Origin of the sequence: Acidovorax sp. 106, from assembly GCF_003663825.1 — a bacterium.
In the GTDB taxonomy this organism is placed as follows: Bacteria; Pseudomonadota; Gammaproteobacteria; order Burkholderiales; family Burkholderiaceae_C; genus Acidovorax.
Genome location: NZ_RCCC01000001.1, coordinates 1,793,055 through 1,818,334 on the forward strand (window position 1 = coordinate 1,793,055; position 25,280 = coordinate 1,818,334).

A 25,280-nucleotide genomic window follows, 5' to 3' on the forward strand; every position below is an offset into this window, starting at 1 on the left:
TGCGCGGCGGCCACTGGTATCGACCGCGCCAGTATCGGACGATGTGCGTGTTGGATTGCGCCGCGTCTGATTCATCCCTGAATTCCCGTCAGCTCACAAGGAGCACACCATGCAACGCAGAACCACTTTGCACACGGCACTGGCCGTGATCGCCGCCACCACGCTGGCCTGGGGCAGCAGCGCCCAGGCGCAAAATGCGGCCCCCAAGATTGCCGTGACCGACTTGGCCTATGCCCAGCGCGTGTCCGAATATTTCGTGGCCGGTGCTTACCAGCGCAGCGCCCAGATGAGTGCGCGCAGCAGCCAGGGCGGCAGCCACAGCCATGGGGCATACGGCGGTGGTGGCTCGTACTCCGGCAGCCAGTCGGTGCAAGCTTCTGAGCAGGCCAGTGGCACCTATGTGGCGGGCAGCTACAGCTACATCGAGCAGCGCGAGCTGGGCGGCTACACCAACGACATCAAGGGCGCTTTGCTGCAGGGCACCTACTTCCGCCTGGTGCAGGGCAAGGGCTTTGACGCCGGTGCGCCCCAGGCCTCCAAGGCCGAGCAGGTGCTCAACCAGGTGCAGGGCGGCAAGATGGCCACGCCCAAGGCGCAGCCCCAGGTCACCGACGTGATCGCCCGCATCAAGAAGGGTGAATTCAACGGCGCCGACTACGTGCTGTTTGGCGTGGTCTCCAGCATCGACTTCACCGACGCGCTGTCTCCCCTGCAGGGCAGCAGCAGTGCCACGCGCCAGTACGGCCTGCAGTTGCTGGCCGACTTCTCGCTCATCAACACCCGCACCTATGAAATCAAGGCGGCGTTCTCGGCCCAGGGCCAGGGCAACGACACCAAGATTTTGTCCACGCGCGGCGACATCGCCCCGCCCAACCGTGCCAAGGTGATCCGCGAGACCTCGCAAAGCCTCGCGCAAGACGTGTACGTGCAGCTCGCTACCCAGTTGGGCTACACCGATGCACACCTGTCCCGTGGCGTGCGACCTCCACAACCGATGGCTTACCCCGCAGACGGCCAACCCCAGCCCATGCCTGTGCCGCAGCAGCAGCCTGAGCAGGTCATCATCCTGAAGTGATGTGGGTTATCGCGTGGCGATGAACGCTATGGCGCTCTCGCTGCGCCAGCGCACCGTGAAGGCCAGCCTTGTGCTGGCCTTTTTTGCGTGCGCTGTCACGGGGTTGCACGGTTGCGCAGCCCCGCAGTCGCCTGCAGAGACCGTTGAAGGGCAGGGCGCCGTGCGATTTACGCCCCTGCGGCTGAGTGTGGGTGAGGACCCAACGCAAGCGCTGTGGGCGCTGCAGCGCGGCCCGCTGGCGCTGCCCTTGCGCTACCGCGTGGTGGTGATTCCGGGCTCGGGCTGCGCGGGCATGGGGCCGCTGGCAGACCGCTACTTTCGCGGCCTGCTGCACGCCCAGGTCACGGTGCTGCACAAGCCCGGCGTGCACCCCCAGGACACTTCCGCGCCCGCTGACTGCCCGTCCCATTTTGTGCAGAGCGACAGCCTCTCCCACTGGGCCGCCCACGCGCGCGTTGCGCTGGACCAGATCGTCGCCATACAGCCGCCCGCCAGTGTGGGTGCAGCGCCACCACCGCTGTTGCTGGTCGGTATTTCTGAAGGGGCAGAACTTCTTCCCGCGCTGGCCGCAGTGGCTGGGCCAGATCTGGCCGGCGTGGTGATGATTTCCAGCAGCGGTCTGGACCCGCGCGAAGCCGGGCGGCTTCAGGCACTGCGCACGGGCCACGGTGCCGATTGGGACGCCTTGGGCCGCATGCAGGCCAGCACAGCCTCAGACTCCAGTGTGCACCAAGGCCGCAGCCTGCGTTACTGGCGAGACCTGTGGCGGTGGCCCGTGCAGCAGCCCCTCATCGACGGCCCCTGGCCTCTGCTGCAAGTGTGGGGGGAGCGTGACGAACTGGTGCCCGCCGCGGCCTACGGGCAATTTGCCCAGGCGGCCCAGCGGCGCGCAGCGCCCTACTGCGCGCGCAGCCTGCCCGGGGCAGACCACGGCCTGCAAGCGCCGGGCGCAGATGGCGTACAGCAGGTGTTGCAGTGGGTGCAGCAATGGGGACGATCCCCTGGCGCAGGTCTGTGTGCATCGCTTGCGCTGCACTGATCCCATGCGTTGTGCCATGCGTGATACCCGCTGCCCTATACTCGCCCCCGTTGGTGCTCGTGCTGTCATTGCGATGGTACAGTTAAACGGGAATCAGGAGAGCGCGGCCCACCACGAGTCGCAATCAACCTGAGCTGCCCCCGCAACGGTAAGCGAAAGAACGCACGCGCGTTCATCCTGCGTCACATGTCCACTGGGCCCCTCGGCCTGGGAAGGATTCACAGGAACATTTCGCCAGCCCGGAGACCGGCCGACAAGCGGGTGAGCCACGTGCTCGCCTATCTCACAGAACCTGCGGGGAGGCAGGGGTCTGGGTCCGTCCGGGTGGTTTTCATGCAGACTTTATTTTTACTGGCCCCATGGCCAGTGGCGCAGCATTTGGTGAGCCATGGCACCCCCATGTGCTGCCTGGGCTGGCGCCAGCCATGACGGTCGGTACCGTTTGGTTTGTGGGCGCGGGCCCGGGGGATCCGGAGCTCATCACCGTCAAAGGCCGCGCGCTCATAGAGCGCGCAGGCGCCATTCTTTTTGCAGGCTCGCTGGTCAACGAGGCCGTGACCCGCTGGGCGCCGCCCGGCTGCGCCATTGCCGACAGCAAAGACATGACGCTGGAGCAGATGGCTGCGTGGTTGATTGCGCAGGCGCAGCAGCACGCGGTGGTGATTCGCCTGCAAACGGGCGACCCGGCCTTGTATGGCGCGCTGATTGAAGTGGTGCAGCCGCTCGACGCCGCCGGAGTGCCCGTGCGCGTGGTGCCGGGAGTGTCTTCGGCCATGGCGTCTGCCGCTGCAGCGGTGGAAAGCTTCACGCTGCCCGAGGTCACGCAGACCGTGATCTTCACCCGCGTGGAAGGCCGCACCCCCATGCCCGAAGGCGAATCGCTGGCCGAGCTGGCGCGCCACCACTGCACGCTGTGCATCTTCTTGTCGATCACCCTGCTGCACAAAGTGCAGGAGCAACTGCGCGCCGCTGGCTGGGCCGATGACGCCCCCATGTTGGTGGTGCACAAGGCCAGCTGGCCGGGCGAGGAACTCATCATTCGCGGTACGTTGGCCGACATTCGCCAGCGCTGCCGCGACGCCAAGGTGGTCAGCCAGGCCATGGTGATTGCCAGCCCCAATCTGGGCGCACGCCACTGGCCCACGCTGGCCAAGTCCAAGTTGTACGACGCCAGCTTTACCCACCGCTTTCGCAAGGCCAGTGCGCCTGCAACGTCCACGGAGACTTCCTGATGCAACCCACAGCCACGCCCCTCGGTACACACCACGGCGCACGCCACGACGACACCATTTTGCTCATCGGCCACGGCTCACGCGAGGCCGAGGGCAATGACGAAATTCACCGCTTCGTAGCCCAGTGGCGCGAGCGCCAGCCCGGCTGGAACATCGAGGTGTGCTTCATCGAATTTGCCGCCCCTAGCCTGCATGACGGCCTGCAGCAAGCCGGGCGCAACGCCCGCCGCGTGCTGGTGCTGCCGCTCATCTTGAACGCGGCAGGCCACGTGAAGATGGAGATTCCAGAAGCCATCGAACACGCCCGCGAGCACTGCCCCGGCACTGAATTTCTGTATGGCCCGCACCTCACCGCGTGCGATCCCATCCTCGATGTGCTGCGCCGCAACCTGCGCAAGTGCATGAACGCGCTGGACATGCCCGACCCCACCACCACCGGCGTGGTGCTGCTGGGGCGGGGTTCGTCCGACCGCCAAGCCAATGGCGACGTGGCCAAGATGGCCCGCTGGTTGATGGAAGAGACCGACCACGAGCTGGTGGACCTGGCCTTCACCGGCATCACCTGGCCGCGCCTGGAGCGCGCGGTGCAGCGCCAGGTGCTGGTGGGCATGAAGCAGGTGGTGGTGCTGCCGTATTACCTGTTCACCGGCACGCTCATGCAGCGCATTGCCCGCCAGGTGGAGCACCTGCGCCAGCAGTACCCGCAGGTGCGGTTTGCACAAGCCTCGTACTTTGGGTTTGAGAAAGAAATCTTTGCCCTGCTGGAGCAGCGTGTGGCCGACCTGCGCGCGGGCGTGCCCGACAGCAAGCTGCCGTGCGACGGCTGCAAATACCGCGAACTGGCGCACGACATGGGCCACGGCCACAGCCATGAGCACACCCATGCCCCGGCCGCTGAGGCCGTAGTGCACCTGCATGCCCCGCACGGGGTACATGACCCTGCGCATGAACACGGGCATGACCACAGCCACGAACACCGTCACGACCACGGTCATGGCGATCACGTCCATCCACACCCTCATGCGCATTCCCACGGGCACACCCACGAGGCCCAGCCCGCATGAGCACCGTCAACACCGTCACCGAGCAGCTCACCCGCGCCGGGCAGGCCATTGAGCACGACAGCTTTGCCATCATCGATGCCGAGGTGCAAAGCCACAGCTACACCGCCGAGCAATGGCCCATCGTGCGCCGCATGATCCATGCGAATGCGGATTTTGAGTTCAACGGCCTGACCGACTTTCACCCGCAGGCCGTGCAGGCGGGCGTGGCCGCCATGCTGCGCGGGGGCACGCCCGTGGTGGCCGATGTGGAGATGATTTGCTCGGGCCTGTCGCAGCCCCGCCTGGCGCACTTTGGCATGCGCACGCACCAGTTCATTTCAGATGCCGATGTGATTGCACAGGCCCAGCAAGAGGACACCACCCGCGCCGTACAGGCCATGCGCAAGGCCCACCGCCTGGGCTTGCTGCAAGGCGCCATTGTGGGCATTGGCAATGCGCCCACAGCGCTGATCGAGCTGGCCCGGCTGATTGCAGAGGAGGGCGTGCGCCCCGCGCTGGTGGTGGGCATGCCCGTGGGCTTTGTGTCGGCGGCCGAGTCCAAAGACCTGATCGCCAGCCAGCACGAGGTGCCTTGGCTGGTGATTCGCGGGCGCAAAGGGGGCTCCACGCTGGTGGTGGCCGCTGTGCACGCTTTGCTGTCGTTGGCCGAGGCGCAGCAAAAGCTGACGACCGCCCAGGGCTGACAACGCCATGATGGAAAAAACCGTTCACCGGGGCACCCGCACCGGGTTCACCACCGGGGCTTGCTCTGCCGCCGCCGCTGCCGCTGCCGTGCAGGGCCTGGTGCACGGCGCGGTGCCCGATGCGGTGGACTGCCTGCTGCCCAACGGCGACACGGTGCGTTTTGTGGTGAACGACGGGCGCTGCGATGTGAGCACCCCTGATGCCACCGCCCATGCCATGGTCATCAAGGACGCAGGCGACGACCCCGACTGCACCGACAAGGCCCACCTCACCGCCGATGTGCGCGTGCTGCCCGGCGAGGCCGGTGTGGTGCGCCTGTGTGGCGGCTTTGGTGTAGGCACCGTCACCATGGCCGGGCTGGGTCTGGAAGTGGGCGGCCCGGCCATCAACCCCGTGCCCCGCCGCAACATTGAAGACAACGTGCGCGCCGCTGGCGGCCCGCTGCTGGCCCATGCCGGGCTGGAGGTCACCATCTCCGTGCCGCAGGGCGTGGAGATGGCCAAGAAGACGCTCAACGCCCGTCTGGGCATTTTGGGCGGCATCTCCATCCTCGGCACCACTGGCATCGTCAAGCCGTATTCCACCTCGGCCTACCGTGCCAGCGTGGTGCAGGGCGTGCAGGTGGCGGCCACGCTGGGCCACGGCGTGGTGGTGCTCACCACCGGCGGGCGCACCGAGCAGTTTGCGATGAAAGAGCACGCCGCGCTGCCCCCCGCCTGCTTTGTGCAGATGGGCGACTTTTTGCGCTATGCCCTCGACGAAGCCGTGGCCCAGGGCCTCACCGAAGTCGTCATTGGCGGCATGGTGGGCAAGCTGACAAAAATAGCCCAGGGCGAAACCATCACCCACGCCAACCGCGCCGAGGTAGACACCGAGCTGCTGGCCCAACTGGCCGCAGGCATTAGCGCGCCGCCCGAGGTGTGCGCCGAGATTGCCGCCGCCGAAACCGCCCGCTTTGCCGCCGAGCGCATGCAGGCCCTGGGCCTGGCCACGCCTTTCCATGAAGCACTGGCCCAGGCCGTGGTGCGCACGCTCATGGCGCCCGACCGCTACGGCGGTAAGTTCCGCCTGCAGGTGCTGGTGTGCGACTTTGACGGCCTGAAGATGGCCGAAGCCGCTTCTTCTATTCCAAAGACGACATGACCGATCCCCAACCTTGCCGAGTGATCGGCGTGCTCGACGACGGGGCTGCCAGCCTCAGCCCCACTGCCTTGGCGCTGCTGCGCCGGGCCGACTGGGTCATTGGCGGCACCCGCACGCTGGCGCTGCTCGAAGACGACATCGCCCCCCAAGCCCAGCGCCGTGATCTGACGGGCCAGCTCAGCGCCGTGCCCGGCTGGATTGCTGCGGCACGCGAGGCAGGCCAGACCAGCGTGGTGCTGGCCACGGGCGACCCGCTGTGCCACGGCATTGCCAGCTATCTCGCATCGCGTCTGTGCATCGAGGCGGTGGAGGTGCTGCCCAATCTATCGACCGTGCAGCTCGCCAGTGCCCGCCTGGGCCTGGCCTGGCAGGACGCGCGCATTGTGTCCGTGCACAGCAAAGATGCGGGCGAGTGGCATGTGGGTGCTGCGCCCGGGCACGGCCTGTATGCCCTGGCGCAAAGCCTGCGCCAGCACGACCGCCTGCTGGTGCTCACCAGCCCCGACAACTCGCCCGATCGCATTGCGCGGCTGATGGTGGCAGAAGGCCTGGGCGACGACTTTCAGATGGCCGTGGCCGAGCGCCTGTGCACGCCCGACGAGCGCGTGGTGGCCGAGCTGTCACCGCACGACGCTGCGCAGCAGACCTTTGCCGACCCCAACGTAGTGGTGCTGGTGCGCAGCCAGGTGCGCCCGCAGCCCGTGCGCATGGGCCTGGCCGACAGCGCCTACCACCAGCGCCAGCCCGACAAAGGCCTCATCACCAAGCAAGAGGTGCGCGCCGTGTCGCTGGCCCGCATGCAACTGCGTGCCGACAGCCGCGTGTGGGACATTGGCGCGGGCAGCGGCTCGGTGGGGCTCGAAGCCGCCCGCCTGTGCCCGCAAGGCCATGTCTGGGCCATCGAGAAGAACGAGGCTGACTTCGCCATCGCGGGCCAAAACGCCCGCGCCTTTGGCCTGAGCAACCACACGCTGGTGCATGGCAAGGCCCCCGAGGGGCTGGATGCGTGGCCGGACCCGGACGCCGTGTTCATCGGCGGCTCCGGTGGTGAGCTGCAAGAGCTGATTGCCCTGTGCCTGCGCCGCTTGCGCACGGGCGGCTGGCTGGTCATGAACTTTGTCACGCTCGAAAACCTGGCCAGCGCCACGCAAGCCCTGCAAGCCCAAGGCGCGGTGTGGGATGTGCTGCAACTGCAGGCCGCCCGCAGCAAGCCCATCTTGCACATGCACCGCATGGCGGCAGAGAACCCGGTGTGGATCGTTTGCGCGCAGCCGGGTGAGGGCGCAACGGTAGCAGCCGAGCAAGGGGAGGGCGCATGAGCGAAACGGACATTCAAGTCGCTCCCACGCTGGGCCGCCTCATTGGCGTCTCCCTCGGCCCCGGCGACCCCGGCCTCATCACCCGCGCCGCGTGGGCCCAACTGCAGCGCACCGATGCGGTGTGGACCTACCCCGCCCGCAGCACCAAAACGCCCAGCTACGCGTTTGACATCGTGCAGCGCGCCGGGCTCACACCGCCCGCACAGCACCGGACGCTGCTGTTTCCTATGACGCACGACGGCGACAAGCTCGCCCGCGCCTGGATGCGCGCCGCAGAGACGGTGCTGCCCTGGCTGCTGGCGGGGCAAGACGTGCTGTTTTTGGTAGAGGGCGACGCCAGCACCTACGCCACCTTTGGCCACCTGGCGCGCACGGTGCAGGCGCTGGATGCGCGCATTGACGTGCCGGTGATTGCTGGCGTCAACGCCTTCGCGGCGGCCTGTGCCGCCCGTGGCATGCCGCTGGCCGAGCAGGACGACACCATTGCCATCGTGCCCGCCGCTTATGGCGTGAGCGCGGTGGACCGTTTGCTCACCGACTTCGACACCCTGGTGCTCATGAAGGTCAAGCCGCTGATGGACGACCTCATCGACTGGCTCACCCAGCGCGGCTTGCTGCCCCACACCCAGTTCATCGAGCGCGTGGGCGCGCCCGACGAGCGCAGTGTGGCGGGCGTGGACCTGCCCGCCCTGCGTGGCACCAAGGTCAGCTACCTCTCGCTCATGGTGGTGAAGAACCCCCACCGCATTCGCGGCGAGCGCATCAAGGGTTGCCTCAAAAAGACCTCGCCCGCGCCGTTGCCTGCATTGGATGGCAGCGGCCTCTTTGCCGAATTGGAAACTACTGAATGACAGCATCTTCTGTATCACCCGCCGTGGTGCTCTCTGCCCCCGTGAACCCTGAGCAAGAGGCGCGCGTCTGCATCGTCGCCATCACCCGGCACGGCGCGGCGCAGGCCGCCCAGCTGGCGCGTGACTTGCCCGACGCCCACATCTGCACTGCCGCCAAGTTTGCGCAGGCGTTTGACGGCCTGCCCAACACCGTGCGCGCCTACGAAGGTGCCCTGCGCGACGAGATGGCGCCGCTGTTTGCGGGCTACGACCAGCTCGTGTTCTTTGTCTCGCTGGGTGCCGTGGTGCGCTTGATTGCACCGGTGCTGAAGTCCAAGGACGAAGACCCCGGCGTGACGGTGGTGGACGATGCGGGTCAGTTCGTCATCCCCGTGCTCTCGGGCCATGTGGGCGGCGCCAACGCCATGAGCGAGCGCATTGCCGACCTGCTGGGCGCCACGCCCGTGCTCACCACCGCATCCGATGTGGGCAAGACCATTCCCGTAGACATCTTGGGCCGCCACCTGGGCTGGCGCGTGCAGGCCTCTAAGATCAACATCACCCGCGTCTCGGCCCACGTGGTCAATGGCGAGCCCATTGCCGTGGTGCAAGAGGCCGGTAGCACCCGCTGGTGGACCCGGCCCACGCCGTTGCCCGCCAATGTGGAATGCCTCACCGCCTTTGCGCAAGTGCGGCCCGACCACCACAAGGCCGTGCTGTGGGTGACCGATGCGGAGGTGCCCGACACCCTGTGGGCCGACTGGGCCGAACGCCTGGTGGTGTACCGCCCGCCTGCCGGTCAGGCCGCAGACGCCACCGCCGCCTGAACCCTGCCTGCCATGACTCGCACACCGTCCAGCCCACTTGCAGATGCACTCGCGTCAGCACATGCACGCGGATCGGCGCCGCCCGCTGCCGCACAGCCTCTGGCCGTGGGTCTGGGCTGCGACCGGGGCACGCCGCTGGCGACGGTGCAGCAGTGCCTGCAGCAAGCGCTGGCGCTGGCGGGGGGCACGCTGGCCGATGTGGCGGTGCTCGCCAGCATCGAGGCCAAGGCCGACGAAGCCGCCTTTTTGCAACTGGCGCAGCAGCACGGCTGGCCGCTGCAGTGGTTCACCGCTGCCCAGCTCGCCGCCGTGCCAGTGCCCAACCCCTCAGCCACCGTGCAGCGCTACATGGGAACGCCCTCGGTCAGCGAAGCCGCCGCCTTGCTGGCCGCGCGGGCCGATCTGCGCGCGCTGGTGGTTGAAAAGCACAAGCTGCGTGGGCCCGATGGCAAGAACGCCACCGTGTCCATCGCCCGCATGGCCGCTGCGCCCTCCACCCCTTTTTCACCCCCGTCCGTTTCTTGAAAGGAAACCTCCCATGCACATCGAAATCGGCATCATCTCCCCCGAAAAGCTGGCCTACGCTGGCGTGGCGGCCACGGCCCTTTTAGGTGCCCACACCATGGGCCTGCTCAAAAGCCCCACCGCCTGGCTGCGCACTGCGCTGGCCGCGTTCTTCTTCAGTGTGCTGATGCAGGCCTGGCATTTGCCCGTGGGCCCGTCAGAGCTGCACTTGGTGGGCGCTATGCCCATCTACCTGCTGTTTGGCTTCATTCCCACGCTGTTCGGCTTTGGCCTGGGCCTGCTGGTGCAAGCCGTGGTGTTCGAGCCGCAAGACATGGCCCACCTGGCCGTCAACTTCCTGAGCCTGGCCGTGCCACTGGTCACCGTGCACCACACCCTGGGCCAAAAGATCAAGGGCATCACCGTGGCCAACGTGCTCAAGCTCGACGCCGTGTACTACGCAGGCGTGACGCTGATGGTGGGCTTCTGGCTGTCCATCAGCAACGATGCCGCCCCCGTTGCCGACTGGGCACTGTTTGCCGCCTCGTACGCCAGCCTGGTCGCCATCGAGCCGCTGCTGACCATCGGCCTCGTGGCCCTGGCAGGCCGCATGCAAGGCAACCGTTGGCTGACAGCTTGCATCGACGAAGGCCTGCTGCGTCGCGCAGCACCCGCAGTCTCCGCTGCAGCGTCGGCTTGATCTGCAAAGGGCTGAGTCCATGACCGCAGGAAAAATCATGCTCGTGGGCATCGGCCCCGGCAGCACCGAGCACATGACGGCGCGCGCCCGCGCCGCCATTGCCGAGGCCGACACCATCATTGGCTACGTCACTTACATCAAGCTGGTGGCCGACCTGATTGAGGGCAAGGAAATCATCCGCAAGTCCATGACCGAGGAGCTGGACCGCGCCATCGAAGCGCTGGCCCGCGCCCGCGAGGGCAAAAAGGTGGCACTCATCTCTTCGGGCGACGCGGGGGTGTACGGCATGGCCGGCCCCACGTTCGAGGTGCTGTTTCAGGCCGGCTGGACGCCCCCCGCCATCGACGAAAACGGTGAGCCAGAAGCAGGCGGCATCGTGGTCGAAGTGGTGCCCGGCGCCTCGGCCCTCAACAGCTGCGCAGCCCGCGTGGGCGCGCCGCTCACGCACGACTTTTGCGCCATCTCGCTGTCGGATTTGCTCACGCCCTGGCCCACCATTGCGCGCAGGCTCGATGCCGTGGCGTACTCCGACTTTGTGGTGGCCCTCTACAACCCCAAGAGCGGCCGTCGCACGCGGCAAATTGTGGAAGCGCAGCGCCTGTTCCTGCGCCACCGCAGCCCCGATACGCCCGTGGCCATCGTCAAGAGCGCCTACCGCCGCCGCGAGCGCATCGAGTTCACCACGCTGGCGCACATGAGCGATGCCGACATCGGCATGCTCAGCACCGTGCTCATCGGCAACAGCAACACCGTGGTGCAAAACGGCCTCATGGTCACGCCCCGTGGCTACGCCAACAAGTACGACGTGCAGGCCGGTGGCACCACGCTGGCGGGCGAGCGACCCGGCCGGTCGCTCTCCACCGGGCTCAATGGCTGGCTGGAGAATTTGTTTGCCGACCACGCTGCGGGCGACAGCATCGAAGCCCTGGCCCAGCGCCACCGCCTGCCGGTGGACTACATCCGCGACACCTTGGAGAACCCGCTGGAAGCCGCAGCGCAGGACGCCCCCGAAGAGGCCGAAGCATGAGCGCCGACACCACGAACCCCGGGGTGACCGCCGATGCAACGCCCCCCGAGGTCGTGCGCCCCAAGATCGGCGACTACCGCCGCCACCTGCTGATCTGCACCGGCCCGCGCTGCACGCAAGATGGCCAAGCGCAAGACCTGTTCGACAGCCTGGGCGCCAAGTTCAAGGCCGCCGGTTTGAACGATGGCGAGCTGCGCGTCAAACGCAGCCGCGTCAGCTGCTTTGCCGCCTGCAAAGGCGGCCCGGTGATGTGCGTGCAGCCCGACGGCACCTGGTACTACAACGTCACGCCTGCGAACATGGACCGCATCATCGAAGAACACCTGGTGGGCGGGCAGGCGGTGCAGGAGCTGGTGTTTCACCAGGGGCCGACGGCTGGGTAAAAGTTTTGCTATGTATTTAATAGCTGCCTGCGCTAGCAGTGCAAGCCCTAGAGGCTGATTTTCTTTGAAGAGGTGCTGGCCTTTGTCACCTCCGTTGGCCCGGAGCTTGGAACCGGTTTTCGATCGTCGGCCAAGCTGGGGCGATCGCGAACGGGGGTGATGCTGTCCATCGCCATGCGCAGGGCCAGCGCGCTTGGCGCGGCGGCCACACAGGCACTCCCTCGCTGCGCTAGCGTCCGTTCGACAAGGCCTGCGCTGGCGCCACCGAGGCGCCCTGGATGCCATGGCGCGCCAAGGCCTCGGACACAAAGCCGCTGGCCTTCATGTCTTCCACAAACTGGGCCAGGGCGGCCTGTGCGCCGTGCCCCCGGCCTTTGGGTGTACCCATGGCCTGCTGGATCACCATGAAGCGGCCTGGCAGCAGGCGCAGGCCGCCCAGGCGCTGGGCGTCGGCTTCCAGCTGCTGCTTCACGCCCGCTGCCACATCGTGGCCGTGGGTGATGAAGGTATCGACCACGGCGGGGGATGTGGGCGCCCGCTCGATGGTGGCGTGCTTCAGTTCGCGGCTCAGAAACAGGTCGTAGGCGCTGCCTTGGCCCACGGTCACGGTGCGGCCGGGTTGGTCCACGGCTTCATTGGCTTGCAGGGGCGAATCGGCGCGCACCAGGTAGCTGCCTTCGATGAGTACATAGGGCGCGGTGAACGCAATGCCTTCGCCGCGCAGTGGGTCGATGGCGAAGAAGCCGATGTCTGCCTGTTCGGCGCGAACGGCCTCTACCGACTTGCTTGCGGTGTCAAACACCACCAGCTCCAACCCCACGCCCAGGCGTTGGGCGAAGGCGTGGGCCAAGTCGACGGACACGCCCTTGGGCGCACCTTGCGCGTCCACGCCCGCCAAGATGGGGTTGCCCAGGTTGATGGAGGCGCGCAACACGCCTTGGGGGGCCAGGGCGCGGAGGGTTTCAGCAGGCACAGTCATGGCAGTGATGGATGAAAGGTGGCGCGCTAGCGGGCGCGGTGCCGTGGCCAGTGCGGTGGCCGTTGGTGCGTTTGCCATCCATCTTAGAGCGGCTTATATGGACACCGCCCGGATTACAAGTGACTGGGATGCGTGAGGGAACGGGAGGCAGGGCTGCAGTCTTATATCCGGCCTGTTGTGCAGGCGGTGCCTGCTGGCCCTGATGGCATTCGCTGACGAGGTTCCCATCTAACACTCGAGCTTTGTGCTCTTGGCTCTAATCGGAGTGTCCTCATCACGGTCCGACCTGTCTGCTCCATCACACACGTGACGTCGCTTGCTCTCCTTCAAACAGTGGGTTTCTAATTTCCGCTCAAGGCCCCTTCATACGGTGCCATGCCATGCCTTGGGGTTCCAGGGCTGGCCCTTGATGAGCACGGCCCAAATGGTGCGCGCCAGTTTGTTGGCGACTGCGGCAACCACAACGTTGTGCGGCCGGCGCTTGATCAGCTCCGTCAACCACGGCCATGTGCTGCCTTCTTTGCATTTGAGTGCCACAGATCGAGCGGCATGCATCAGCAGTGTTCTTAGGTAAGCATCGCCTCGCTTGCTGATTCCCAACTGCCTGATGCGACCTCCAGTGCCTGTTTGCCGAGGCACAAGGCCAATCCAGGCCGAGAACTCTCTGGCATCTTTGAACGTTTGTGGATCACCCATGCTGGCCACAACCGCCGTTGCTGTGAGCAGGCCCACGCCTGGAATCTGTGCGATGGCTTGGCACGAAGGAGATTCGCGCAGTTGCAGGGCCAACCTGCGCTCAATTCGATCAATGTCCTCTGCAATTTGTTTGATGCGTCGCACCTGCTCGTCCAAGCTGTCTATCAGCATGGCCGGCAAACGCTGCCTTGCTTCGTTCAAGGTATTTGGCAGGGCCAGCAGCAATTGCCGGTGCCCCTCAGGCAGGACAAGGCCGAACTCGTACAGGATTCCCCTCAGTTCGTTGGTCTGCATGATGCGCGACTTCATGAGTTGAACTCGGATGCGATGCAGCGACAAAATGACCTGTTGTGCCTCGGTCTTCACGGGCACGAAACGCATCCCTGGTTGTTGGCATGCAGTCCAAATGGCTTGCGCGTCAGCCGCGTCTGTTTTGTTACGTTGCACAAAGGGGCGGACTTTGCGCGGGGAAATGAGTCGCACCTCATGCCCGAATCGTTGCAATGAGCGCGCCCACTCGTGTGCGCCGCCACAGGCCTCCATCACGACCAGTGCACACGGACGATTGGCGAACCATTGCAGCAGGCCGCTGCGTTTAAGTTGCTGACGTTCAATACAGCCCGTCTCCAGATCAACCCAGTGCAGTTGGAACACCTTCTTCGCGATATCGATGGCAATGACAGTGCGGTCCATGATGATCTCCTTGGTTGCTGAGATGCTTGGTACTTTGATCCTGGCGAGATATCAGTGCAAGCGGGTCAAGAGGGCGGTGTCCATACCATCTCACACAACCCCCTGGCGTCGTTGTTCCGTCGCGGCGTACAGCTTGTACTGCCTACGACGGAACGCCCAGCCAAGGCCGCTTCGCTGGGTTGTGTGAGCCGCTCTCAGTGTGGCGTTGCCCAAACGCCGCCACTGCTGCCTTCGCACCACCCGCCATGGCTTTGCGCAAGGGCTGATAGCGCAGGCCGTGGTTTACCGCTGTGCCGATGGGCCATACACCCGGCGGAATTCCCACAGGGCTACGGTCACGCAGGCCAGGCCCCAGAAGATGGGGTACTCGTACCCGCCGGTGTTCCACAGCCAGCCAAAGCCCTTGACGGTGTGCAGCGCATACACCGCAATGGCCAGTGCGCCTGCAGCACCCAAGGCGGCGTAGCGGGTGCACAGGCCCAGCACCAGGGCAATGCCACAAGCCGCTTCGGTGAAGAAGGCCAGCCATACCCACAGCTCTGGCGGCTGGAAGCCCGCCTTGCCAAAGAAGCCGATGGTGCCTGCCGACAGCACGCCAAAAGAGGCGAACTTGCTCATGGCGTGTGGAAACATGAAAGCTCCGCAGATGATGCGAAGCAGGTTTTCCGCGCGGGTGATGTTGAAGTTGGATGCCTTGATCCGGAAGTCGTCGAGGGTCAGCAGTTGCATGAAATTCACTCCTTAGTAAGTTTCATGTTAGGTAGCTGCCGTCCTTCGGCAGTTGATGCAAATCAAGGTGCTGTACCGTTGCGTAACACGCCTTGGGCAACCGCCAGTTGCTTGAGGGCCGCGATGTCTTGCGGGCCGGTACGGCAGCATCCGCCAATCAGCCGCGCACCTTGCGCGTGCCAGCGCATGGCGGCATCGGCAAAAGCATCGTAGGGGGCTGCGGGGGTGGCGATGGCATGGCCGCGCCATTGCTTGTCCACTGCGTCGTAGGTTTCGCCCGAGTTGGGGTACACCACGATGGGTGTGCGTGTGTGGCGCTGGATGTGCGCCACCAGCGATGGGATGTACTGAGGCGCCGTGCAGTTCACGCCCACGGCCCATACCTGCGGCAGGCCGTCCAGCGCAGCGGCGCAATCGGCCATGCGCTCGCCCTGACTGTTGTGCTCGCTGTCCTTGCACGAGAAGCTGATCCATGCGCCCATCGCGTTGCCGTGCCCGTCGTCCAGCGTGGGCAAAAGGCTGGCAATGGCCAGGGCTTCGTCCAGGCAGGGCAGCGTCTCGCAGGCCAGCAAGTCGGCACCGGCGGCGGCCAGCACCTGCAGGCGCGGGGCATGAAAGCGTACCAGGTCGTCGCGGCCCACGCCCTGGTAGCCGGTGTACTCAGAGCCATTGGCCAGCATGGCGCCATAGGGGCCTACCGAAGCGGCGACCAGCGGCTTGTGGCGGCCCCGGCGGTTGGCGGCATCCGCCCAGAAGGCATCGCGGGCCTCGCACGCCAGGGTGATGGAGCGGCGCATGAGCGCGGCGGACTCTTCCGTGGAATAGCCGCGTTTCCCAAACGCCTCGAACGTGGCCTGATAGCTGGACGTCGTGGCTACGTCGGCACCCGCCAGGAAGTAGTCCAGATGCACCTGGCGGATCAGGTCAGGCTGCTCGATCAGCAGCTTGGCCGACCACAGCGGGTCTTTCAGGTCGGCGCCACGGCGCTCGAGCTCGGTAGCCAGGGCGCCGTCCAGCACAAACAGGCCTTGGGCATCTAGCAGGGTTTGCAACGGGTTGGCGGTGGGCGTAGGGGTCATGGGTGGCAAGGTCAGCAAAATGAAAAAGAGGGCCCGGTGGGTGGTGGGCAAACCTGCCAAAGGTACGCCAGCCCCCTTGCTGCGTGGCCGCATTTACCGCAGGCACATGCGGCATCCCGGCATTCGGTGCGGTGTATGTGCCGCCGTCCTGCGGTGGGCGCGGCGCTGGCCTTCAGCGGCGGGTCATCGGTGGTTCATCGGTGGTTTAGCGGCCCTGGGCCACACGTGCCCAGCACCTTTCCAGCCAGCGCACCCCGGCCACGATGACCAGCGTGATGGTGGCATAGAGGGCGCCCGCTACCAGCAGCGCGTCGGTGGTGTACGAGGCCACCGACAGTTGCCGCGCTGCGCCCGTGAGGTCCAGCACGGTGATGGTGCTCACCAGCGCGGTGGCCTTGAGCTGGGCGATGGCCTGGTTGCCCAGTGCGGGCAAGGCGATGCGCAGGGCACGCGGCAGCACGATACAACGCATGCTCTGCCAGCGGGTAAAGCCCAGGGCCATGGCCGCTTGTCGTTCGCCCAGCGGAACTGCCAGCAAACCAGCGCGCAGGTCTTGCGCCATGTAGGCGGCCAGGTTCAGCGACAGCACCGCCAGCCCGCAGTAGGTGGCGTCTTCCAGCAGCCACCACAGGGGCGACTGCCGCACGGCCTCGAATTGGCTGAGACCAAAGTACGCCAGGAACAACTGCACCAGCAGCGGCGTGCCCCGCACCACTGCGCCATACAGCCGTGCTGCGGCCGCCACAGGCCGGGGGCCCAGGGCCGTGGCCACGGCCAACACCAGGGCCAGTGCAGCGCCCAGCAGGGTGGAGCCTGCCAGCAGCCCCGCAGTGACCTGCAGGCCCTCCCACATGGGGTCCCAGGCGGCCTGCATGGATTCCCATGTTTCCCGCCACGCCAGGGGCAGGTCGGCCAGCCAGGCAATCACCCTGTCGGCGGTCATGCTTGAACTCCCGCTGGGTGGGTGGCATAGCCCCGCTGGGCGCGGCGCTCCAGCGCAGCCTGCAAGGGGTGCGACAGCGCCAGCAGTGCCAGGTACGCCGCTGCGACGGCCAGGTAAAACACAAACGGCTGGTGGGTGAACTGCGCCGCCATGTGGGCTTTTTTGAGCAGGTCTTCCAGGCCCACCACAGACACCAGCGAGGTGTCTTTGAGCAGCGACTGCCACAGGTTGCCCAGGCTGGGCAGCGCAATGCGCCAGGCCTGCGGCAGGCGCACCACCCAAAACACCTGTGCAGGCCGCATGCCCAGGGCCTGCGCGGCCAGAATCTGCCCGGCAGGCACCGCTGCAAAAGCCCCGCGAAACACCTCACTCGCATAGGCCGCAAAGACCACCGAGAGCGCAAACACGCCTGCGCCAAACGGGCTGATGTCGATGGCCCCGTCCAGGTGGTTGTTGATGAGGTTGGACAGCCCGAAGTAGCACACCAGCACGATGACGAACTCGGGCACCCCACGCAGCAAGGCGGTGGCTAGGCCCACGCTGCGGCGAAGCCAGGGCCGCGTGCTCAGGCGGCAGGCCGCCAGGGCCAGCCCCAGCAGCAAGCCCACCGCCAGCGACACCAGCGCCAGCTGCAGCGTGACCCACGCGCCCTGCAGCAGTGGCAAGGCGTAGTCCGCCAGGGGGCCAGTCAACAACTCCATGGGTTCTCCGCAAAAAACAAAACGGCCCGGCAGTGTGCCGGGCCGGAGTGTGGCACCGCCCGCCAGTTACTTCGCGGCGGGGGCAATGCTGAAGGGGAAGACCTTCTTGTTCTCGGCGGCAAAGGTGCCGTCCGTCAGCACCTGCTTGATGGCGGCGTTCAAGCGCACGCGCAGCGGGTCGCCCTTGCGCACGGCAATGCCCGTGCCTTCGCCAAACATGGCCACGTCGTCGATCGGCTTGCCCACCAGTTCAAAGCCCTTGGCCTTGCCGGTCTTGGCCAGCCAGTCGTAGGCCACAGTGGTGTCGGTCAGCGTGGCTTGCACGCGGCCCGCTTCCATGTCCAGCCAGATGGGGTCTTGCGAGGGGTAGGTTTTGACGCGGATGCCCGATTTGGCGGTGGGCAGGCGCTTTTTCAGGTACGCCTCGTGGTTGGTGCCGCTGTAGATGCCCAGGGTCTTGCAGCGCAGGCTTTCGGGGTTGTCGGTGATGCCCGAGCCCACCTTGGCCACGTACTGCACAGGCGCCAGGGTCAGCAGGTCGGTGAAGTCCACCGCCTTCTTGCGCTCGTCGGTGATGGACATCTGCGCCAGCACGGCGTCGATCTTCTTGGCGCGCAGGGCGGGGATCAGGGCGTCAAAGTCCATGGTCAAAAACTCGCACTTGGCCTGCATGTGCTTGCACATGGCGTGGGCCAGCTCAATCTCCATGCCCTTGAGCTGGCCGCTGGCGTCCTTGTATTCAAAGGGTGCGTAGTCCGACAGGGTGCCAATGCGCACCACGTCCGGCGTTGCCTGGGCCTGGGCCACGCCTGCCATTGCCATGCTGCCTGCCACGGCGCCTGTTGCCAGCCACTTCAGGGCCTCGCGTTTGAACATCATCCTGCTCCAGATTGGTTGGGGGTTGGCGCATGTGCATCGCAGGCCCCAGAACCCCCCGGACCCCCGGCTGCCCTGCGACCGTACCGTGCGAGCGCAAAAGGACATGAGTATTGCCAACAAACTTGCGGCAAGGCCGCAAATTGGGCGATGACTGCGCTGTCTTTGTGCGCTTGGCGGCAAAGATGTGCTGTTTGGCGGCAGGGTGGGGCGTCTGCCACAGCGTGGGATCATGGGCGTTCCAGTAGCGGCTGCGGTAGGGGCTGCTTTGGGGGCTGCGGGTTCGCCTGCGCCTGCTCGCGCATCCAGGCGCAAAAGGTGTCCAAACGGGGCTGGGGCTGGGCGGTTCTGCGCTGCAACACGTAGTGATAGCCCGATTCCACGAAGCCCCAGGGCGCCACCAGCCTGCCCGCCTGTACGTCGTCCATCACCAAATGCCAAGGCGCGACGGCGATGCCCAGGCCACGCACAGCAGCCTCCAGTGTGAAGTAGTAGTGCTCAAATTCAGGCCCTGCGCTGCCTTGGGCTTCTGGCAGCGCGGGCGGCTCTGCATGGGCTGCAGCCCACCACATAGCCCATGCGTTGCGCCGCGTACGTGTGCGCAGCAGCAGGGTTTGCCATGCGGGTGAGCACAGATCGTCAGGCGTTTGCAGCGGTGCGGTGCTTCGCTGGGCTAGGTGCGGGCTCAGCACGGGCCCCAGGTGCTCGATGAACAGGTGCTGCAGGCCGGTGTCCTCGCTGTGGGGCGGTGTGGCCTGCGCTGTGATGGCCAGGTCGCTGCGCTGGGGCGTGTTGCCAGCGTCGGCTTCGCTCGTGCGCAGGCGCACATCGATGTCCGGGTAGCGCGCCTGAAAGTCGAACAGGCGTGGCAGCAGCCATTTCACGGTCAGGGTGCTCAAACAAGCCACGTCCAGCGGGCCTCGGCTGGAGTCGCTGACTTCGCGCACGGCATCGGCCATCTGCGCAAAAGCATGGCTCAGCACGGGCTGCAGCACCCGTGCGGCCGGGGTCAGGGTGGGCCGGGCCTTGGTGCCGTCGAAGAGGGTGATGCCCAGGTGCTCCTCCAGTTGGCGCACCTGTCGGCTGACGGCGCCGGGTGTCACGCACAGCTCGTGCGCCGCTGCGGTCATGCGGCCCAGGCGTGCGGCTGCTTCGAATGCGCGCAAGGCGCCCAAGGGGGGAAGGCGGTAGCTCATTTATTTGATCTCAATGCACATAGGGTGTGCGCAATCATCGCTTTTCAAGGGGCCGACAGTTTTTCAAAATAGCAAATGACAGCGTTGCAACGTAGCGACTGCCCGCCTGCTTTATGGCAGTTTCTATTTGAATCAAACGAACATAAAAAGGATATGCCATGCCCTTCATCCGTACCAACGTTCCCCATCACCTGTCTGTGCAAGCCCGCCACTCGATCGTCCAAGGCATTCACGACGCCTTGGTCAGCAGCATTGGCATGCCGGTGGACGAGTTGTTCAACATGGTGGCCAGCTACCAGCCGGGTGAATTTGCCTGCAGCCGCACCTTCAACGGGGTGGCCCGGTCCGAGGATGTGGTGGTGGTGGAGATCACGCTGCGCCGGGGCCGCAGCGATGCCATGAAACGTGCGCTGTATGAGGCAATCGCCCGCAACCTGCAAAGCGCAGCGGGCGTGAACCCGGCCGATGTCTTCATCTTCATGCACGAGAACGACTATTCCGATTGGTCGGTGGGCGAGGGCCGCTTGGCGATGGGGCTGGTGCAGAACCGGGGGGCTGGCGCCTGAAGGCGTGCTTGCAAGCCCCCGCCTGTGGATGGGGCCGAGGCCAATTGAACCGCTCACGCTGAGCTTGTCGCAGGGCTCAGTCCACACGGGGATATTTCAAGTGTTCAAGAGCAAGGAGGCCGAATCCCTAAAATGCCGCGCATGGATGCAAGCCTTGACCTCTTCGACCGCAAAATTCTGGCCCTAGTGCAGCGCGACTGCCAGATGAACGCCGAGGTCATTGCCCAGGAGGTGGGCCTGTCGGCCTCGGCCGTGCAGCGCCGCCTGCGGCGCATGCGGGCCGACAAGGTCATCAGCGCCGAGGTGGCCGTGGTCAACCCCCAGGCCGTGGGCGGGGTCATGAGCTTTCTGGCTGGGCTGGAGGTCAAGGACAACTACGATGCGCTGCCCCGCATCCGCAGCTGGTCGCAGGGCGAGCCGGGGGTGCAGCAGGTGTACTACGTCACCGGCACTTTTGACATCGTGATGGTCATCGTGGCGCGCGATGTGAAGGCCTACGATGCCCTGGCGGCCCGCCTGATGAGCGACATTCCCCAGATTGCCCGCATGACCACCCATGTGGTCATCGACACCATCAAGAACAGCCTGTATGTGCCCGTGGACACCTCGGGAGACGCCCCTGCCAGCACGTAGCTGGGCAGCGGCACAGCCTTGCATCAGCGCGGCCGGTACATCTTGAACAACTGCTCTGGCCCCACCGTGAAGTAGTCGGCTGGGCCGCCCGCGCGCAGGATGTGGCCCGCGCTGGCGGTGTCGTACACGCCGTCCTTGAGCAAAGCCGTGTCGATGTGCACCGCCACCACCTCGCCCAGCACCAGCCAGGTGGGCACCTGCGCGCCATCGGCGCCCTGCAGCTGCACAACCTGGGTGCAACGGCACTCCATCGTCACTGGGCTCTCGGCCACGCGGGGCGGCTGCACCTGCGTGCTGGGCAGGGGGGTGAGGCCCGCCAGCGCAAATTCGCTCACCTCCGGCCCCACGGCGGCGCAGGTCTGGTTCATGGCCTCGGCCAGGTCGCGCGTGGCCAGGTTCCACACAAACTCGCCCGTCTCCTGCACGTTGCGCAGCGTGTCCTTGGCACCAATGCTGGCAAAGCCCACGATGGGCGGCACGTAGTTGAAGGCGTTGAAAAAGCTGTAGGGCGCCAGGTTCAGCGCGCCCGCCGCGCTGCGGGTAGATATCCAGCCGATGGGGCGCGGCCCCACGATGGCGTTGAACGGGTCGTGCGGCAGGCCATGGCCCTGGCGGGGCTGGTAGCTGTGCAGGGTGCGTGCGGTCATGGGTTCTGTCCTTGCGTAGCAAAGCAATTTTGCTATTAAAAATATAGCTGCTTGCGCTTATATTACAAGCGCTGGAGGGGTATTTTGCTTGAAATGGCTGCTTTGCGCTTGGCTCATCCCTCTGCACCCGACAGCGGTGCTTGCCGCGTGGGCCCACGGCGCTGTAGCGCCCTCAGGTTCTACAATCGCGCTCCTTCCCAGCCACGGGCCAGCCCACGCCACGCCCCCAGCCGTCCATGCCCTTCAGGCGCCACTGCGCGCGCCAGGGCCCCACCGACAGGCTGTGTGCCCGTGCTTGCCCACTACTACCAAGAACTGCTGAACTACTTTGCGCGTGCGGTGCGCAGCCGTGACCGGGCTTCGGACCTGGTGCACGAGGCGTACACCCGCGTGCTGGCGCTGGAGCAATCGGGCCAGGTGGTGGAGCAGCCCCGGGCCCTGCTGTACCGCACGGCGCGCAATTTGCTCATCGACCAGCACCGCCGCCAGGCCGTGCGCACGCCACACGCGGCAAGCGGTGCCACCGATGGCGCGATCGGTGACGAGCCCATGCCCGATGTGGCCGACTTGCCCGCGCCCGCAGCGCTGGGCCCCGAGGCGCAGGCCGCCTCGGCCCAGGGCATGGCGGCGCTGCTGGCCACCATCGATGCGCTGCCGCTGCGTTGCCGCGAGGCCTTCATCCTGCACAAGTTCGACGGCCTGCCGCAGGCCGAGGTGGCCGCGCACATGGGCATCTCGCGCAAGATGGTGGAGCAGCACATCCAGCGCGCCATGCTGGCCTGCCGCCAGTGCCGCGAGGCGCTGGAGCAAGGGCGCACCTGGGGGGCTGCGGCTGCTGGTGCGTCTTCACCCAAGAAGGCCCCCAAGCCACCAACGCCCGCTGCGCCCCAAGCGCCCGATCACCCCGCCTGAGCCCGACCCCATGGACTTCTCTGAAGACGACACCCACCTGCACCTGCCGCTGCCAGAGCAGGCACTGCGCTGGTGGGTGCGCAGCCAGCACGGGCTGAGCGCGCAAGAGCAGCACGCGCTAGACCAGTGGAAGGCCCAAAGCCCCGCCCACCAGCAGGCCTACGCCGCCTGGCAGGCCGATTGGCAAGCCCTGGACCAACTCAGCCCAGTCGCAGTGCAGCACCTGCGCAACCAACTGGCGCACGACCTGGCCGCCGAGGCCGTCTGTCCGCCTCAGGCCCAGACCGCTGCTAGCCTGCCAGGCCACCGCAGCCACCACCGCAGTGCCTGGGCCGGGCTGCACGCTGGCTGGCAGGCGTTGCCCCAATGGCTGGGTGCGGCATCCACCCGCTGGGCGCAAGGTGCGGTGGCTGCGGCGCTGGTGTTGGGCACCGCGTTTGGCGTGATGGAAGTGGTGGGCTGGTCGCCCTGGCAAAGCCCGCCGCAGTTTGCCCAGGCCTTTGCCGCGCCCCAGGGCCAGCAAACCCAGGTGCAACTGCCCGACGGCAGCCTGCTGCGGCTGGACACCAGCACGCAACTGAACGTGGCGCTGTACGCCCAGCGCCGCGAGGTGCGCCTGGCGCAGGGGCAGGCCATGTTCCAGGTGCAGGGCGATGCAGCGCGCCCCTTTGATGTGCTGGCCGGGCCGGTGCGCATCACCGTGGTGGGCACCCGGTTTGCGGTGCGCTACACCCCCGGCATGGCGGGCTACGACGGCGTGCGCGTGGCGGTGGAGGAGGGCCGGGTGCAGGTGGCCGCCCCCGGCGCCGCACCGGTGCTGCTGAAGGCCGGGCAGCAGGTGGTGACGGACGCCGCAGGCACCCTGGGCCCCGTGGTGGCCGTGCCGCCCTCAGGCATAGCCCCCTGGCGCGCCCACCGCGTCAGCTTTGACGACACCCCCCTGTCCCAGGCCCTGGCCGAGCTGGGCCGCTACGGCCCCACGGGCATCACGCTGCAAGACCCGCAACTGGGCGCGCTGCGCCTGACGGGCACATTCGACCCGCGCCACCTCGACAACTTTGTGCGCGCACTGCCGCGTGTGCTGCCGGTGCGGGTGGTGGCTTGTGGTGAGGACAGGGGCGGTAAGGAGGCCACCTGCATTGACGCGGCTGAAGTGGCGGGCGTGGGGCGGTGAATGTCTCAGAAACTGTGGACTATCCGCTTCGTGCCCGGAGCCGCTTTGAGAAGCTCCACCCGGAGGCTGCCATGGAGTTGCAGCGCACTGGCTCACAGTCTCAAGCGTGCTGTTGGAAATACCGGTCTCTGTTTACTGGCAAGCTATAGTTTGTTGAGTTGACGCCTGCCGGGTTTCGCGGAATTTTTATCCCTGGATTTTTGAACGGGCCACCCCCTGAAAACCTAGGCTGCAAGCCACTTTCAGGAGTAATCCGTGTCCAGAATATCCCGCAAGATTCAGTTTGTCCCGCAGATTTTGCGGGATACATAATGTTAGCCATTACGAAGTCATGGGATACGAAGTCCACATTACGCGCAAAGAAAACTGGTTCGATGATGGGCCTGAAATAGCCCTTGAGGAATGGCTTAATGTTGTACGGTCGGATGTCGAGATGCGTCTTGATGGTCAGGCCGAAGCAACAGTTGGTGCTGGGGCTGTTCTAAGAATGGAAGATCCAAGCATGTCTGTGTGGGTGGGGTACTCCAAGCACGGGCAAAACGGGAATATGGCTTGGCTTTGGCATAGCCGGGGTAATGTCATGGCAAATAATCCGGATGAAGAGATTCTGAGAAAAATGAGTCTCATCGCTACGCGACTATCAGCAAAAGTCCAAGGTGATGAAGGCGAGCTTTATGGGCAAGATGGCAATCCTATTGATGAAGAGGCTTCAACTCATTCCAACTTAGGCTTAAAGCCATGGTGGCGGTTTTGGTAAACGCCAGGGCCAACAATTTCCGCCGCCGCTCCTCACGTCAAACGTTGAGGCTGCAAAAAACCTTCTGTCAGCATTTTGCCGATGCACAGCATGAAAATTAGACCTGCCAGAACTGCGTATACGCCCCGATCTACTGTGGGGGAGGGGTTTATCACCCCCAAAAAACATGCTGTCTCAACATGTGCGGTGTTTTTTTACAGCCTCGTTAGATGCCATGAGTAAGCTCCGTTGCAAGTGTGGTCACTCAATCAGTGACAACACGAATGGATTGGCCTACAAAGCGTCACTGCTTAAGGACGGCGAAAACGACAAATTTTTTGACTGGCTCACAGCGGAAACTCAGAGCTACGTTGTTGCTGCTCAAACGGGTACTGTTCGGGAATGGCTTGCCGAAAAGGGCTATTCGACTGATTACGCAAACTTGATGTTGGATCATGGCAATGTCCTTCATGATCACATTCATGGCCGATGGTGCCTGGTCAAGCGCGACTTGTATGAATGTGAAGCATGTGGCCGAATCCATATCGAAGCCGAAGACAACGTTTTTGCCAGCTATGCATCTGACAATGAGAAGTGCAGCCAGATTCTTGCGGCAACCCCCAGCAATGGCATCTAACATTTTGGCCAACACAGACAAGCAACATCAGGTTGCGGCTTCGCGGCGCATGTCGCGTGCCGGTGGCCTCCAACGTTGAGCGCCCGCTTTCGTTTGAGGTGACAAACTGCTCCTGGCCGATCGCAGCGACCCACGGTGCCGAGCCACTTAGCTCCCCAATGGGGCCACAGTAATCGCTGACGGCTCAGTAGCTGTTAACGACATCCAACCGCCCCGCATAACCCACCTCCTTGCCTCGAGCCTTGGCTTTGTCCCA

The 25,280-nt window shown here is 65.3% G+C and carries 28 protein-coding genes and 1 riboswitch; of the genes, 19 read left to right on the forward strand and 9 right to left on the reverse strand.

Annotated features, from left to right (window positions below; translation table 11 throughout):
• Nucleotides 1-109: 109 nt before the first annotated feature.
• The 13 genes from C8C98_RS07930 (at nt 110) to C8C98_RS07990 (ending at nt 11,827) form a co-directional block, all read left to right on the forward strand.
• Nucleotides 110-1,075: a hypothetical protein gene (locus C8C98_RS07930; protein WP_121453814.1), complete on the forward strand. Its 966-nt coding sequence runs from the start codon at nt 110-112 to the stop codon at nt 1,073-1,075.
• Nucleotides 1,076-1,094: 19 nt separating this feature from the next.
• On the forward strand, nt 1,095-2,114 hold the full coding sequence (locus C8C98_RS07935; protein ID WP_121453815.1) for an alpha/beta hydrolase: 1,020 nt from the start codon (nt 1,095-1,097) through the stop codon (nt 2,112-2,114).
• Between the two features lie 34 nt (nt 2,115-2,148).
• Nucleotides 2,149-2,384: riboswitch (cobalamin riboswitch) on the forward strand.
• Between the two features lie 155 nt (nt 2,385-2,539).
• Entirely contained in the window at nt 2,540-3,346 is an 807-nt protein-coding gene (gene cobM / locus C8C98_RS07940) for a precorrin-4 C(11)-methyltransferase (protein WP_121456129.1), read from the forward strand.
• Nucleotides 3,346-4,410: a sirohydrochlorin chelatase gene (locus C8C98_RS07945; protein ID WP_121453816.1), complete on the forward strand. Its 1,065-nt coding sequence runs from the start codon at nt 3,346-3,348 to the stop codon at nt 4,408-4,410. Before cobM ends, C8C98_RS07945 begins: the two co-directional genes overlap by 1 nt.
• Entirely contained in the window at nt 4,407-5,093 is a 687-nt protein-coding gene (locus tag C8C98_RS07950) for a precorrin-8X methylmutase (RefSeq protein WP_121453817.1), read from the forward strand. The genes C8C98_RS07945 and C8C98_RS07950 overlap by 4 nt, the downstream gene beginning before the upstream one ends.
• A gap of 7 nt (nt 5,094-5,100) precedes the next feature.
• Complete coding sequence (locus C8C98_RS07955; RefSeq protein WP_121453818.1) at nt 5,101-6,237, forward strand: cobalt-precorrin-5B (C(1))-methyltransferase; 1,137 nt, start codon at nt 5,101-5,103, stop codon at nt 6,235-6,237.
• A complete protein-coding gene (gene cbiE, locus C8C98_RS07960; RefSeq protein WP_121453819.1) occupies nt 6,234-7,556 on the forward strand; it encodes a precorrin-6y C5,15-methyltransferase (decarboxylating) subunit CbiE in 1,323 nt (440 codons plus the stop codon). Before C8C98_RS07955 ends, cbiE begins: the two co-directional genes overlap by 4 nt.
• Nucleotides 7,553-8,407 carry a precorrin-2 C(20)-methyltransferase gene (gene cobI / locus C8C98_RS07965; protein ID WP_121453820.1) on the forward strand — a complete coding sequence of 285 codons (855 nt, stop codon included), beginning with the start codon at nt 7,553-7,555 and terminating at the stop codon, nt 8,405-8,407. Before cbiE ends, cobI begins: the two co-directional genes overlap by 4 nt.
• Nucleotides 8,404-9,213: a cobalamin biosynthesis central domain-containing protein gene (locus C8C98_RS07970; protein WP_121453821.1), complete on the forward strand. Its 810-nt coding sequence runs from the start codon at nt 8,404-8,406 to the stop codon at nt 9,211-9,213. The genes cobI and C8C98_RS07970 overlap by 4 nt, the downstream gene beginning before the upstream one ends.
• Nucleotides 9,214-9,225: 12 nt before the next feature.
• Nucleotides 9,226-9,738: a cobalamin biosynthesis protein gene (locus C8C98_RS07975; RefSeq protein ID WP_121453822.1), complete on the forward strand. Its 513-nt coding sequence runs from the start codon at nt 9,226-9,228 to the stop codon at nt 9,736-9,738.
• Between the two features lie 13 nt (nt 9,739-9,751).
• The gene (locus C8C98_RS07980; protein ID WP_121453823.1) at nt 9,752-10,417 is read left to right on the forward strand and encodes an energy-coupling factor ABC transporter permease; all 666 of its coding nucleotides are present in this window, start codon (nt 9,752-9,754) and stop codon (nt 10,415-10,417) included.
• Between the two features lie 19 nt (nt 10,418-10,436).
• Nucleotides 10,437-11,444 (forward strand): precorrin-3B C(17)-methyltransferase, encoded by a 1,008-nt coding sequence (cobJ, locus tag C8C98_RS07985; protein ID WP_121453824.1) that lies wholly within the window; start codon nt 10,437-10,439, stop codon nt 11,442-11,444.
• Nucleotides 11,441-11,827 carry a ferredoxin gene (locus tag C8C98_RS07990; protein ID WP_121453825.1) on the forward strand — a complete coding sequence of 129 codons (387 nt, stop codon included), beginning with the start codon at nt 11,441-11,443 and terminating at the stop codon, nt 11,825-11,827. The genes cobJ and C8C98_RS07990 overlap by 4 nt, the downstream gene beginning before the upstream one ends.
• Nucleotides 11,828-12,056: 229 nt before the next feature.
• On the opposite strand, the gene C8C98_RS07995 is transcribed toward C8C98_RS07990, so the two are convergent.
• The 8 genes from C8C98_RS07995 to C8C98_RS08030 all read right to left on the reverse strand — a co-directional run bounded on the left by C8C98_RS07995 (nt 12,057) and on the right by C8C98_RS08030 (nt 19,719).
• Nucleotides 12,057-12,806 (reverse strand): ABC transporter substrate-binding protein, encoded by a 750-nt coding sequence (locus C8C98_RS07995; protein ID WP_121453826.1) that lies wholly within the window; start codon nt 12,804-12,806, stop codon nt 12,057-12,059.
• Between the two features lie 363 nt (nt 12,807-13,169).
• Nucleotides 13,170-14,195, reverse strand: a complete 1,026-nt coding sequence (locus tag C8C98_RS08000; protein ID WP_121453827.1) for an IS110 family transposase — start codon at nt 14,193-14,195, stop codon at nt 13,170-13,172.
• 282 nt (nt 14,196-14,477) lie between these two features.
• Nucleotides 14,478-14,924, reverse strand: a complete 447-nt coding sequence (locus C8C98_RS08005; RefSeq protein WP_121453828.1) for a DoxX family protein — start codon at nt 14,922-14,924, stop codon at nt 14,478-14,480.
• 62 nt (nt 14,925-14,986) lie between these two features.
• A complete protein-coding gene (gene mmuM, locus C8C98_RS08010; protein ID WP_121456130.1) occupies nt 14,987-16,003 on the reverse strand; it encodes a homocysteine S-methyltransferase in 1,017 nt (338 codons plus the stop codon).
• A gap of 205 nt (nt 16,004-16,208) precedes the next feature.
• Nucleotides 16,209-16,946 (reverse strand): ABC transporter permease subunit, encoded by a 738-nt coding sequence (locus tag C8C98_RS08015; RefSeq protein WP_233574488.1) that lies wholly within the window; start codon nt 16,944-16,946, stop codon nt 16,209-16,211.
• Nucleotides 16,943-17,647 (reverse strand): ABC transporter permease, encoded by a 705-nt coding sequence (locus tag C8C98_RS08020; RefSeq protein WP_121453829.1) that lies wholly within the window; start codon nt 17,645-17,647, stop codon nt 16,943-16,945. The genes C8C98_RS08015 and C8C98_RS08020 overlap by 4 nt, the downstream gene beginning before the upstream one ends.
• Before the next feature lie 66 nt (nt 17,648-17,713).
• Nucleotides 17,714-18,523 (reverse strand): transporter substrate-binding domain-containing protein, encoded by an 810-nt coding sequence (locus tag C8C98_RS08025; RefSeq protein ID WP_233574489.1) that lies wholly within the window; start codon nt 18,521-18,523, stop codon nt 17,714-17,716.
• 230 nt (nt 18,524-18,753) lie between these two features.
• Complete coding sequence (locus tag C8C98_RS08030) at nt 18,754-19,719, reverse strand: LysR substrate-binding domain-containing protein (protein WP_121453830.1); 966 nt, start codon at nt 19,717-19,719, stop codon at nt 18,754-18,756.
• 158 nt (nt 19,720-19,877) lie between these two features.
• On the opposite strand from C8C98_RS08030, the gene C8C98_RS08035 reads away from it, so the two are divergent.
• Together C8C98_RS08035 and C8C98_RS08040 are read left to right on the forward strand one after the other, a co-directional pair.
• A complete protein-coding gene (locus C8C98_RS08035) occupies nt 19,878-20,285 on the forward strand; it encodes a tautomerase family protein (RefSeq protein WP_121453831.1) in 408 nt (135 codons plus the stop codon).
• A 141-nt stretch (nt 20,286-20,426) separates the two neighbouring features.
• Nucleotides 20,427-20,918, forward strand: coding sequence for an Lrp/AsnC family transcriptional regulator (locus tag C8C98_RS08040; protein WP_121456133.1), 492 nt, complete (start codon nt 20,427-20,429; stop codon nt 20,916-20,918).
• Nucleotides 20,919-20,941: 23 nt separating this feature from the next.
• Here the strand turns inward: C8C98_RS08040 and C8C98_RS08045 are convergent, their stop codons facing one another.
• A complete protein-coding gene (locus C8C98_RS08045) occupies nt 20,942-21,565 on the reverse strand; it encodes a flavin reductase family protein (protein WP_121453832.1) in 624 nt (207 codons plus the stop codon).
• A 291-nt stretch (nt 21,566-21,856) separates the two neighbouring features.
• Between C8C98_RS08045 and C8C98_RS08050 the strand changes: the two genes are divergently transcribed.
• The 4 genes from C8C98_RS08050 to C8C98_RS21520 all read left to right on the forward strand — a co-directional run bounded on the left by C8C98_RS08050 (nt 21,857) and on the right by C8C98_RS21520 (nt 25,024).
• Complete coding sequence (locus C8C98_RS08050; protein ID WP_233574666.1) at nt 21,857-22,477, forward strand: RNA polymerase sigma factor; 621 nt, start codon at nt 21,857-21,859, stop codon at nt 22,475-22,477.
• Nucleotides 22,478-22,487: 10 nt separating this feature from the next.
• The gene (locus tag C8C98_RS08055; RefSeq protein ID WP_121453834.1) at nt 22,488-23,651 is read left to right on the forward strand and encodes a FecR domain-containing protein; all 1,164 of its coding nucleotides are present in this window, start codon (nt 22,488-22,490) and stop codon (nt 23,649-23,651) included.
• Nucleotides 23,652-23,982: 331 nt separating this feature from the next.
• Complete coding sequence (locus C8C98_RS08060) at nt 23,983-24,408, forward strand: hypothetical protein (protein ID WP_121453835.1); 426 nt, start codon at nt 23,983-23,985, stop codon at nt 24,406-24,408.
• A gap of 214 nt (nt 24,409-24,622) precedes the next feature.
• Nucleotides 24,623-25,024, forward strand: a complete 402-nt coding sequence (locus tag C8C98_RS21520; RefSeq protein WP_147436343.1) for a hypothetical protein — start codon at nt 24,623-24,625, stop codon at nt 25,022-25,024.
• The last annotated feature ends 256 nt before the right edge of the window (nt 25,025-25,280 follow it).

Excerpts from the sequence above, each read along its gene's own strand:
- C8C98_RS07930 (WP_121453814.1), top strand. The coding sequence starts at position 110 with ATGCAACGCAGAACCACTTTGCACACGGCACTGGCCGTGATCGCCGCC.
- C8C98_RS07970 (WP_121453821.1), top strand. The coding sequence starts at position 8,404 with ATGACAGCATCTTCTGTATCACCCGCCGTGGTGCTCTCTGCCCCCGTG.
- C8C98_RS07935 (WP_121453815.1), top strand. The coding sequence starts at position 1,095 with ATGAACGCTATGGCGCTCTCGCTGCGCCAGCGCACCGTGAAGGCCAGC.
- C8C98_RS08025 (WP_233574489.1), bottom strand. The coding sequence starts at position 18,523 with ATGTTCAAACGCGAGGCCCTGAAGTGGCTGGCAACAGGCGCCGTGGCA.
- cobJ (WP_121453824.1), top strand. The coding sequence starts at position 10,437 with ATGACCGCAGGAAAAATCATGCTCGTGGGCATCGGCCCCGGCAGCACC.
- C8C98_RS08040 (WP_121456133.1), top strand. The coding sequence starts at position 20,427 with ATGGATGCAAGCCTTGACCTCTTCGACCGCAAAATTCTGGCCCTAGTG.
- C8C98_RS07950 (WP_121453817.1), top strand. The coding sequence starts at position 4,407 with ATGAGCACCGTCAACACCGTCACCGAGCAGCTCACCCGCGCCGGGCAG.
- C8C98_RS08060 (WP_121453835.1), top strand. The coding sequence starts at position 23,983 with ATGGGATACGAAGTCCACATTACGCGCAAAGAAAACTGGTTCGATGAT.
- C8C98_RS07980 (WP_121453823.1), top strand. The coding sequence starts at position 9,752 with ATGCACATCGAAATCGGCATCATCTCCCCCGAAAAGCTGGCCTACGCT.
- C8C98_RS07995 (WP_121453826.1), bottom strand. The coding sequence starts at position 12,806 with ATGACTGTGCCTGCTGAAACCCTCCGCGCCCTGGCCCCCCAAGGCGTG.
- cbiE (WP_121453819.1), top strand. The coding sequence starts at position 6,234 with ATGACCGATCCCCAACCTTGCCGAGTGATCGGCGTGCTCGACGACGGG.
- cobI (WP_121453820.1), top strand. The coding sequence starts at position 7,553 with ATGAGCGAAACGGACATTCAAGTCGCTCCCACGCTGGGCCGCCTCATT.
- C8C98_RS08020 (WP_121453829.1), bottom strand. The coding sequence starts at position 17,647 with ATGGAGTTGTTGACTGGCCCCCTGGCGGACTACGCCTTGCCACTGCTG.
- C8C98_RS08015 (WP_233574488.1), bottom strand. The coding sequence starts at position 16,946 with ATGACCGCCGACAGGGTGATTGCCTGGCTGGCCGACCTGCCCCTGGCG.
- C8C98_RS08030 (WP_121453830.1), bottom strand. The coding sequence starts at position 19,719 with ATGAGCTACCGCCTTCCCCCCTTGGGCGCCTTGCGCGCATTCGAAGCA.
- cobM (WP_121456129.1), top strand. The coding sequence starts at position 2,540 with ATGACGGTCGGTACCGTTTGGTTTGTGGGCGCGGGCCCGGGGGATCCG.
- C8C98_RS08055 (WP_121453834.1), top strand. The coding sequence starts at position 22,488 with ATGGACTTCTCTGAAGACGACACCCACCTGCACCTGCCGCTGCCAGAG.
- C8C98_RS07945 (WP_121453816.1), top strand. The coding sequence starts at position 3,346 with ATGCAACCCACAGCCACGCCCCTCGGTACACACCACGGCGCACGCCAC.
- C8C98_RS21520 (WP_147436343.1), top strand. The coding sequence starts at position 24,623 with ATGAGTAAGCTCCGTTGCAAGTGTGGTCACTCAATCAGTGACAACACG.
- mmuM (WP_121456130.1), bottom strand. The coding sequence starts at position 16,003 with ATGACCCCTACGCCCACCGCCAACCCGTTGCAAACCCTGCTAGATGCC.
- C8C98_RS08035 (WP_121453831.1), top strand. The coding sequence starts at position 19,878 with ATGCCCTTCATCCGTACCAACGTTCCCCATCACCTGTCTGTGCAAGCC.
- C8C98_RS08000 (WP_121453827.1), bottom strand. The coding sequence starts at position 14,195 with ATGGACCGCACTGTCATTGCCATCGATATCGCGAAGAAGGTGTTCCAA.
- C8C98_RS07975 (WP_121453822.1), top strand. The coding sequence starts at position 9,226 with ATGACTCGCACACCGTCCAGCCCACTTGCAGATGCACTCGCGTCAGCA.
- C8C98_RS07955 (WP_121453818.1), top strand. The coding sequence starts at position 5,101 with ATGATGGAAAAAACCGTTCACCGGGGCACCCGCACCGGGTTCACCACC.
- C8C98_RS08005 (WP_121453828.1), bottom strand. The coding sequence starts at position 14,924 with ATGCAACTGCTGACCCTCGACGACTTCCGGATCAAGGCATCCAACTTC.
- C8C98_RS08045 (WP_121453832.1), bottom strand. The coding sequence starts at position 21,565 with ATGACCGCACGCACCCTGCACAGCTACCAGCCCCGCCAGGGCCATGGC.
- C8C98_RS07990 (WP_121453825.1), top strand. The coding sequence starts at position 11,441 with ATGAGCGCCGACACCACGAACCCCGGGGTGACCGCCGATGCAACGCCC.